Consider the following 8,215-nt stretch of genomic DNA (forward strand, 5'->3'; position numbering starts at 1 on the left):
GCCCCCGATCATTTCCCGTTCCAGGATCCTGGTCCCCGATGAAGCGCACCATCTTCCGCAATCAGCTTCTGCCCTGGCTGCTGCTGGCACCACAGCTGATCATCACCTTCGTCTTCTTCCTGTGGCCCGCTGGCCAGGCCGTTCGGCAAAGCTTTCTGAGAGAGGACGCCTTCGGCATCCGCACGACCTTCGTGGGTTTCGACAACTTCATCGCGTTGTGGAACAGCCCCGAATACCTGAACTCGCTGCAGGTCACGGCGGTCTTCGCGATCTCGGTCACGGTGCTGTCGATGGGGCTGTCGCTTCTGCTGGCGATTGCGGTGGACCGGATGATCCGGTCGGCGCGCGTCTATTCGACGCTGCTGGTCTGGCCCTATGCGGTGGCGCCGGCGGTGGCGGGCATCCTGTGGTGGTTCATCTTCAACCCGACCATCGGGATCATGCCCTATATGCTGGACCAGATGGGCTATGACTGGAACCACATCAGCGACAAGGGCGACGCGATGATGCTGGTGGTCATCGCCAGCGCCTGGAAGCAGATCAGCTACAACTTCCTGTTCTTTCTGGCTGGCCTTCAGGCGATCCCGGCCAGCCTGCGCGAGGCCGCGGCCATCGACGGCGCGGGGCCGGTGCGGAGGTTCTTCGACATCACCTTCCCGCTTTTGTCGCCGACCACGTTCTTCCTGCTGGTCGTGAACATCGTCTATGCCATGTTCGACACCTTCGGCGTGATCGACGCCACGACCGAGGGCGGTCCCGCGCAGGCCACCAACATCTTGGTCTACAAGGTCTACTTCGACGGCTTCGTGGGCCAGAACCTGGGCAGCTCGGCCGCGCAGTCCGTGGTGCTGATGGCCCTGGTGCTGGTCCTGACGGTGATCCAGTTCCGCTATGTCGAGAAGAAGGTCGAATACTGATGATCGAGAACCGCCCCGGCCTGAACCTTCTTGCCCACCTGACGCTGATCCTGGGCATCTGCATCGTGGCCCTGCCCGTCTGGGTGGCCTTCGTCGCCTCGACCCACGGGCCGACCGACTTCATGTCGGGGACGATCCCGATGTGGCCCGGCCCCCACCTGGTCGAGAACTACAGCCAGATGCTGGGCGGCGGGCTGTCCACCAGCGGCACCCCGCCTGTGGGCACGATGATGCTGAACAGCCTGATCATGGCGCTGTGCATCGCCATCGGAAAGATCGCCATCTCGGTCCTGTCGGCCTTCGCCGTGGTCTATTTCCGCTTTCCGCTGCGGGGGCTGGCCTTCTGGTGCATCTTCATCACGCTGATGCTGCCGGTCGAGGTGCGGATCGTCCCCACCTTCCAGGTTGTCGCGGACCTGGGGATGCTGAACAGCTATGCCGGCCTCTCGATCCCGCTGATCGCCAGCGCGACGGCCACGTTCCTGTTCCGCCAGGTCTTCCTGACCATCCCGGACGAGCTGACCGAGGCCGCCCGCATCGACGGCGCGGGCCCCATGAAATTCTTCCGCGATATCCTTCTGCCCCTGTCGCGCACCAACATCGCCGCGCTGTTCGTGATCCTGTTCATCTATGGCTGGAACCAGTATCTCTGGCCGCTGCTGATCACGACCAGCTCGGATTATTACACCATCGTTGCGGGCATCAAGCGCATGGCTGACGCCGTGGACGGCCTGCCGCAATGGCACCTGGTCATGGCGACCGCGATGCTGGCGATGATCCCACCCGTGATCGTGGTCATCGGCATGCAGCGCCTGTTCGTCAAAGGTCTTGTCGAGACGGAGAAATAAGACGTGGCTTCCATCACCCTGGACAATCTTGGCAAGATCTATGCCGGCGGCACCCGCGCCGTGGGCGACGTGAACATCGACATCGCCGACGGGGAATTCATCGTCCTCGTCGGACCGTCGGGTTGCGGCAAGTCCACCCTGCTGCGCATGGTCGCGGGGCTTGAATCGATCAGCGAGGGCGAGGTCCGCATCGGCGACCGCGTCGTCAACGAGATCGAGCCTGCCGACCGCGACATCGCGATGGTGTTCCAGAACTATGCGCTCTATCCCCACATGTCGGTGCGCCAGAACCTGGCCTATGGCCTGAAGAATCGCGGCACCCCCAAGTCCGAGATCGAGCGTCGGGTGGGCATCGCATCGGACATCCTGCAGATCGGCCCTTTTCTCGACCGCAAGCCGCGCGCCCTGTCTGGCGGCCAGCGCCAGCGCGTGGCGATGGGACGCGCCATCGTGCGCGAACCGGCGGCGTTCCTGTTCGACGAGCCGCTGTCGAACCTGGACGCGAAGCTGCGCGTCGCCATGCGGCTGGAGATCAAGGATCTGCAGAAGCGTCTGCGGACCACGTCGCTCTATGTCACGCATGACCAGCTCGAGGCGATGACCTTGGCGGACCGGCTGGTGGTGCTGAACGGCGGCCGGGTCGAGCAGATCGGCACGCCGCTCGAGGTCTATCGCCGCCCGGCCTCGGCCTTTGTGGCGGGGTTCATCGGCAGCCCTGCCATGAACCTGATCGACAGCCGCGCGGTTCCGCACCTGCCCGGCACAGGCCAGGCCGGCCTGATCGGCATCCGTCCCGAGGACCTGTCCGTCACCCCGGACGGCCCGATCGAGATGCAGGTCCAGGCGGTCGAGGAACTGGGCGCGCAGCGCTTGGTCCATGGACAGACCGGCGGCGAGCGCATGACCATCACGCTGCCATCCGAGGGCAGCATCGCCGACACGCTGCGCCTGTCTTTCCAGCCGCAGGCGCTGCATCTGTTCGACCGGGGAACCGGCAGGCGGATGGACTGACGGACGCGAATGAAACGTGAACATCTGCCTCTTGCCGGGCGGGTGTTCCGTGCTACCGTAGGGTGAAGCTTTCACGGAAAGGACGCCCGATGTGCCTGTCGCTCTCCTGCTCGCACCACAACCCCATTGCCTGCATCGTGCCGCCCTACATGCTGCGGGTGCTGGCGCTGCGTGGCGATCCGCAGGTCGCGCAGATGGCGCGCACGCTGCTGAAGCATGACGAGCTGCTGCGCCAGGACCGCGCCGCCCATACCAGTCCCGCGCAGCCCGAATCGGCCCTGCCCGAGGCCGACCCCGACCTCTGCTGCCCCGACCGCCGCATCCACGACGGCGAGTTCCGCGCCGCCTTGCCCGGTCGGCTGGTCCGGGGCGAGGGCGATCCCCCCAGTGGCATCCCCGACGCCGACATGGCCTATGACAGCGCGGGCCAGGTGTTTTCGCTCTTTGCCGAGGAATACGGCCGAAATTCCCTGGACGGGCGCGGCATGCCGCTGATAGCGACCGTGCGGCACCGGCGTGGATACAACAACGCATTCTGGAACGGCGACCAGATGGCCTATGGCACCGGCGACGGGAAGGTCTTCCAGACCTTCCTCGAACTGTCGGTCATCGGGCACGAAATGGCGCACGGCGTCATCCAGCATTCCGGCGGGCTCATCTATGAAAACCAATCCGGCGCGCTGAACGAAAGCATCGCCGACGTCTTCGGCGCCCTGACCCAGCAACGCGCCTTGGGACAAGAGGTGCACCAGGCCGACTGGCTGGTCGGGCGCGGCATCCTGGGCCCCGAGGTCAACGGCACGGCCCTGCGCAGCATGAAGGCGCCGGGCACCGCCTATTCCGATCCTCTGCTGGGCCAGGACCCGCAGCCCTGGCACATGGATCACTTCGTCACGACGACCGACGACAATGGCGGCGTGCACATCAATTCGGGCATCCCGAACCACGCCTTCTACCTGTTTTGCAACTATCTGGGCGGGCGGTCCTGGGATCTTCCGGGCCGCATCTGGTACCAGGCGCTCCAGCAACTGAACAACCCGATGGCGACCTTCAGCGATTGGGCCGACCAGACGCTGCGCACGGCGGCGGGTCTGACCGGCGTCGGAAGCCAGCAGGTCCTGCTGCTGCGCCGTGCTTGGAAGCTTGTGGGAATCGCCGTCTGATCCTAGGCTTCCCACCAAGTCGTGGGGGCGGAAATGATTATCGAAATTGCGACCGAGGGCGGTTTTGGCGGCATCGCCGCGATTCCGCCCAAGCGCATCGACCTGGAGCGCCAGCCTGCGGATCTGCGCCAGGCGCTGGCCTCGGCCTTCGCGCCGGCGGCGCTGACGCGGATGGAGGCCGTGTCCTGCCCCGGATGCCCAGACCGGCTCAGCTATCGCATCACGATCATCGAAAGCGGCCAGGCCCGCCACTGCGTGACGCTGTCGGAAAGCCAGATCCCGCTGGATACGCTGGACCTGATCGACCGCGTGTGACCCTGTCGCGGGTGGCGGCCCGGCTGCGATTGACACCGTGGCGGTCGCAGGCGACAACTCGTCCCACACAAGACATTTTCAGGGACGGAGGGCCGATGAAGAAGGTCTATGCCAATGCGGGGGAAGCTCTGGACGGGCTTTTGCATGACGGAATGACGATCGCGGCGGGGGGGTTCGGGCTGTGCGGCATCCCCGAGCTTCTGATCGACGCGCTGGTCGAAAGCGGGGCCAAGGACCTGACCATCGCCAGCAACAACTGCGGCGTGGACGGCTTCGGCCTTGGCAAGCTGCTGGACACCCGGCAGATCCGCAAGATGCTGAGCAGCTATGTCGGCGAAAATGCCGAGTTCATGCGCCAGTACCTGTCCGGAGAGCTGGAGCTGGAGTTCAACCCGCAGGGCACCTTGGCCGAGCGCATGCGCGCGGGCGGCAGCGGCATCCCCGGCTTCTACACCAAGACCGGGGTCGGCACCGTCATCGCCGAGGGCAAAGAGGTCAAGAACTTCGACGGCCAGGACTATATCCTGGAACGCGCCATCGTGGCCGACCTGTCGATCGTCAAGGCCTGGAAGGCCGACGACACCGGCAACCTTGTCTTCCGCAAGACCGCGCGCAACTTCAACCCGCCTGCCGCCATGTGTGGCCGCGTCTGCGTTGCCGAGGTCGAAGAGATCGTCCCGCGCGGCAGCCTCGACCCCGACCACATCCACCTGCCCGGCATCTACGTGCACCGCCTGATCCAAGGGAGCCACGAGAAGCGCATCGAGAAGGCCACGACCCGCAAGAAGGAGACTGCGTGATGGCTAAGGGTTGGGACCGCGACCAGATGGCCGCCCGTGCGGCCGAGGAGTTGCAGGACGGCTGGTATGTGAACCTGGGGATCGGCATCCCCACGCTGGTGGCGAACTATGTCGGCGACAAGGACATTACACTGCAGTCGGAAAACGGCATGCTGGGCATGGGCCCCTTCCCCTATGAGGGCGAGGAGGACCCCGACCTGATCAACGCCGGCAAGCAGACGATCACCGAACTGTCGCGCACGTCCTATTTCGACAGCGCCACCAGCTTCGGCATGATCCGCGGCGGCAAGATCGCGGCGGCGATCCTGGGCGCGATGGAGGTTGCGGAAAACGGCGATCTGGCAAACTGGATGATCCCCGGCAAGCTGGTCAAGGGCATGGGCGGCGCGATGGACCTGGTCGCAGGCGTCGGCCGTGTGATCGTGGTGATGGACCACCAGAACAAGGCCGGCGAAAGCAAGGTCCTGCGCGAATGCACCCTGCCACTGACCGGCAAGGGCGTGGTGAACCGGATCATCACCAACCTCGGCGTCCTTGACGTCGTGCCGGGCGGCCTGAAGATCGTCGAGACTGCCGACGGCGTCACCGAGGACGAGCTGCGCGCCGCGACCGAGGCGACCATCGTCTGATCCGACTTCTTGTGCGACCGACCGGGGGGCGGATGCCCCCCGTTTTCCATTCCTGCCACCGAAAGATGCCTACCGATGGACGCCACCGCAATCGAGACGCTGTTCACGCAGCGCGACGGCAGCTTTCTCTGCGCCCGCTGGGGCCGGCCGGTGGCCCCGGTGATCTTCGGGCTGGCCGACGAAAGCCTGGACGTCTTCCGCGCGGCGATCCGGGCGGGCTATACCCATGCGCGCCACCCCGTGGCCGATACCGATCCGGAAAGCGGCGCGAACCTGATGCTGTTCTTCGTCCGCGACTGGGCCGAGTTGGCAGCGGTTCCCGATCTCGACCGCCTGACCGGTGTGCCCGATCTGCCGGACCGCCTGACGGCCCAGGATGCCGACCAGTATCGCCTGCTTCGCTTCGACGAAGCGGGCGGCATCCGGGCCTGCATGTCGTTCCTGAACATGGGCGGCCGGCTCTCCGACGCGCATCCCGCGCAATTGGCCGAACGGGTGATGATGCAATCCGCCCTGACCTTCGCGCCCGAGATCGTGCCCTCGCCGCAGCTGGCGGCGCTGATCCGCGCCGCCTATGACCCGGTGCTGCCGGTCGCGGCGACACAACCCGCCCACGCGCTGCGGCTGGCCGCGCGGCTGGCGGTCTAGGGGGTCAACCCCTCGGGGTCGGGCAGACCGTTGACACGGGCCGTGGCGGTCAAAGTGTTCGCCAGCAGGCAGGCGATGGTCATCGGCCCCACGCCCCCCGGCACCGGGGTAATTGCGCCCGCGACGGCCCGGACGCTGTCGAAGTCGACATCGCCCACAAGCCCTTCCTCGGTGCGGTTGATGCCGACGTCGATCACCGTCGCGCCAGGCTTGATCCAGTCGCCCATGACCATGTTCGGCCGCCCCACGGCCGCCACCAGGATGTCGGCCTGACGGCAGACGACGGCCAAGTCCTTCGTGCGCGAATGGGCGATCGACACCGTCGCGCTGTCGCGCAGCAGCAGCTGCGCCATCGGCTTGCCGACGATGTTGCTGCGCCCGATCACCACCGCGTTCAGCCCAGAAAGCGACCCGAGGTGGTCGCGCAGCAGCATCAGGCAGCCAAGCGGCGTACAGGGCACCATCGCCTTTTGCCCCGTCGCCAGCCGGCCCGCGTTCATGATATGGAACCCGTCCACGTCCTTTTCCGGAAGGATCGCCGACAGGATGGCGCTTTCGTCCAGGTGCCCCGGAAGCGGCAGCTGCACCAGGATTCCGTTCACGGCGGGGTCGGCGTTCAACTGTTCGATCATCGACAGAAGCTCGTCCTGCAAGGTCTCGGCCGGCAGCCGATGCTCAAAGGATGCCATGCCGACCTCTCTCGTCATCTTGCCCTTGGACCGGACATAGACCTGGCTGGCTGGGTCCTCTCCGACCAGGACGACGGCCAAGCCGGGCGTGATGCCTCGACCGGCCAAGGCCGCGACCTCGGCCGCGATGCGAGAGCGCAGTGTCGCGGCAAAGGCCTTGCCGTCGATGATCTGGGCGGTCATGGGCGATCCATCTTCAGTTGACGCTCTTCCTGGTCGATGGCGGCGTCGATCAGCTGACGCCAGATGCGGTCGTAGAGGTCGGGATCCAGACCCAGCTGACCGGCATGGCGGCGGACGTTCGCAACCACCTCCTCGACCCGTTCGTCGATGCGGGCCGGCATACCGTTGCCGGACTTGATCTGCGCCGCCCGGTCGATCAGCGCATGACGCTCGGCCATCAGCGCCATCAAGCGGGCATCCAGCGCGTCGATTTGCTCGCGCAGCGTCGGCATGTCGGGAATGTCATTTGGGTTCACTGCCTCGGCCCCTTTCTGGCTGGACCCGCCGGTGCGGGACCTTCGACGCCGTCATGCAAGGCCGTGCGCAGTTTCGCCAGTGTCGATTGCAGTTGTACGATCTCGGGCGCCGTCAGGCCCGTCGCCTTGGCGATACAGGCGGTGACGTGGCTGGCCTCGGACTGCAGGTTGCGGCCCCTTCCGGTCAGCGACACAATCACCCGCCGCTCGTCTTGGGGATCCCTAGTGCGCGTCACCAGTTCGGCCGCCTCCAGCCGCTTGATCAGCGGCGTCAGGGTGCTGCTGTCCAGCCCCAGGCCCGCACCGATATGGCCGACGGTCTGCCCGTCCCGCGACCAGAGCGTCAGCAGCACCAGGTATTGCGGGTAAGTCAGGCCAAGCGGCTCGAGCAGCGGCTTGTAGACCCGGCCGAAAGCCAGGTTCACGGCATAGACGTCAAAGCACAGCAGCGCGCCCAGTGGGGATGCGGAATTCGTCATGCCACAGGAATATGAGGCCCCGACAGATATCTCAACAGTTGGCTTCCTCTCTCACCTATTATATCGCCTGCGATATAATAGGTGAGAGATTAGCGGCGTTGTTGCATAAAGCCCTCTTGGGATACACATTGCACGTCCAGCGACATAGCTGAACGGCATGTCCAAGCCCGCGCTTACTCGCTACCGCACCCTGAACTGGTCTGCCTACAACGCTGCGCTGTGTGAGCGCGGCTCGCT

General features: G+C 65.5%; 11 protein-coding genes. 8 read left to right on the top strand and 3 right to left on the bottom strand.

Annotation, left to right across the window (positions count from 1 at the left end):
- The first annotated feature begins 38 nt into the window (after positions 1-38).
- From ugpA to OC184_RS14175, 8 genes are all read left to right on the top strand, one after another.
- Positions 39-917 (top strand): sn-glycerol-3-phosphate ABC transporter permease UgpA, encoded by an 879-nt coding sequence (gene ugpA / locus OC184_RS14140; RefSeq protein WP_265507828.1) that lies wholly within the window; start codon positions 39-41, stop codon positions 915-917.
- Entirely contained in the window at positions 917-1,765 is an 849-nt protein-coding gene (gene ugpE, locus OC184_RS14145) for a sn-glycerol-3-phosphate ABC transporter permease UgpE (RefSeq protein WP_265507829.1), read from the top strand. Before ugpA ends, ugpE begins: the two co-directional genes overlap by 1 nt.
- 3 nt (positions 1,766-1,768) lie before the next feature.
- Entirely contained in the window at positions 1,769-2,776 is a 1,008-nt protein-coding gene (locus OC184_RS14150; RefSeq protein WP_265507830.1) for a sn-glycerol-3-phosphate import ATP-binding protein UgpC, read from the top strand.
- A gap of 89 nt (positions 2,777-2,865) precedes the next feature.
- Entirely contained in the window at positions 2,866-3,939 is a 1,074-nt protein-coding gene (locus OC184_RS14155; protein ID WP_265507831.1) for a M4 family metallopeptidase, read from the top strand.
- Between the two features lie 33 nt (positions 3,940-3,972).
- Positions 3,973-4,254 (top strand): protealysin inhibitor emfourin, encoded by a 282-nt coding sequence (locus OC184_RS14160; protein ID WP_265507832.1) that lies wholly within the window; start codon positions 3,973-3,975, stop codon positions 4,252-4,254.
- A 95-nt stretch (positions 4,255-4,349) separates the two neighbouring features.
- Positions 4,350-5,054 (top strand): CoA transferase subunit A, encoded by a 705-nt coding sequence (locus tag OC184_RS14165; RefSeq protein WP_265507833.1) that lies wholly within the window; start codon positions 4,350-4,352, stop codon positions 5,052-5,054.
- Positions 5,054-5,683, top strand: a complete 630-nt coding sequence (locus tag OC184_RS14170) for a CoA transferase subunit B (protein WP_265507834.1) — start codon at positions 5,054-5,056, stop codon at positions 5,681-5,683. Before OC184_RS14165 ends, OC184_RS14170 begins: the two co-directional genes overlap by 1 nt.
- Before the next feature lie 75 nt (positions 5,684-5,758).
- Positions 5,759-6,331, top strand: coding sequence for a hypothetical protein (locus OC184_RS14175; protein ID WP_265507835.1), 573 nt, complete (start codon positions 5,759-5,761; stop codon positions 6,329-6,331).
- Here the strand turns inward: OC184_RS14175 and folD are convergent.
- From folD to OC184_RS14190, 3 genes are read right to left on the bottom strand one after another with little or no spacing between them, the layout of a single operon-like run.
- Positions 6,328-7,203 (bottom strand): bifunctional methylenetetrahydrofolate dehydrogenase/methenyltetrahydrofolate cyclohydrolase FolD, encoded by an 876-nt coding sequence (gene folD / locus OC184_RS14180; RefSeq protein WP_265507836.1) that lies wholly within the window; start codon positions 7,201-7,203, stop codon positions 6,328-6,330. The genes OC184_RS14175 and folD overlap by 4 nt on opposite strands.
- Positions 7,200-7,475: a chorismate mutase gene (locus tag OC184_RS14185; protein ID WP_265507842.1), complete on the bottom strand. Its 276-nt coding sequence runs from the start codon at positions 7,473-7,475 to the stop codon at positions 7,200-7,202. Before OC184_RS14185 ends, folD begins: the two co-directional genes overlap by 4 nt.
- A gap of 20 nt (positions 7,476-7,495) precedes the next feature.
- A complete protein-coding gene (locus OC184_RS14190; protein WP_265507837.1) occupies positions 7,496-7,978 on the bottom strand; it encodes a MarR family winged helix-turn-helix transcriptional regulator in 483 nt (160 codons plus the stop codon).
- Positions 7,979-8,215: the final 237 nt, after the last annotated feature.

Origin of the sequence: Paracoccus rhizosphaerae (assembly GCF_026162645.1) — a bacterium.
GTDB classification, from domain to species: Bacteria; Pseudomonadota; Alphaproteobacteria; order Rhodobacterales; family Rhodobacteraceae; genus Paracoccus; species Paracoccus rhizosphaerae.

Coding starts and splice junctions, on each gene's coding strand:
- OC184_RS14155 (WP_265507831.1), top strand. CDS start 2,866: ATGTGCCTGTCGCTCTCCTGCTCGCACCACAACCCCATTGCCTGCATC.
- OC184_RS14170 (WP_265507834.1), top strand. CDS start 5,054: ATGGCTAAGGGTTGGGACCGCGACCAGATGGCCGCCCGTGCGGCCGAG.
- OC184_RS14185 (WP_265507842.1), bottom strand. CDS start 7,475: ATGCCGACGCTGCGCGAGCAAATCGACGCGCTGGATGCCCGCTTGATG.
- OC184_RS14160 (WP_265507832.1), top strand. CDS start 3,973: ATGATTATCGAAATTGCGACCGAGGGCGGTTTTGGCGGCATCGCCGCG.
- ugpE (WP_265507829.1), top strand. CDS start 917: ATGATCGAGAACCGCCCCGGCCTGAACCTTCTTGCCCACCTGACGCTG.
- ugpA (WP_265507828.1), top strand. CDS start 39: ATGAAGCGCACCATCTTCCGCAATCAGCTTCTGCCCTGGCTGCTGCTG.
- folD (WP_265507836.1), bottom strand. CDS start 7,203: ATGACCGCCCAGATCATCGACGGCAAGGCCTTTGCCGCGACACTGCGC.
- OC184_RS14190 (WP_265507837.1), bottom strand. CDS start 7,978: ATGACGAATTCCGCATCCCCACTGGGCGCGCTGCTGTGCTTTGACGTC.
- OC184_RS14175 (WP_265507835.1), top strand. CDS start 5,759: ATGGACGCCACCGCAATCGAGACGCTGTTCACGCAGCGCGACGGCAGC.
- OC184_RS14165 (WP_265507833.1), top strand. CDS start 4,350: ATGAAGAAGGTCTATGCCAATGCGGGGGAAGCTCTGGACGGGCTTTTG.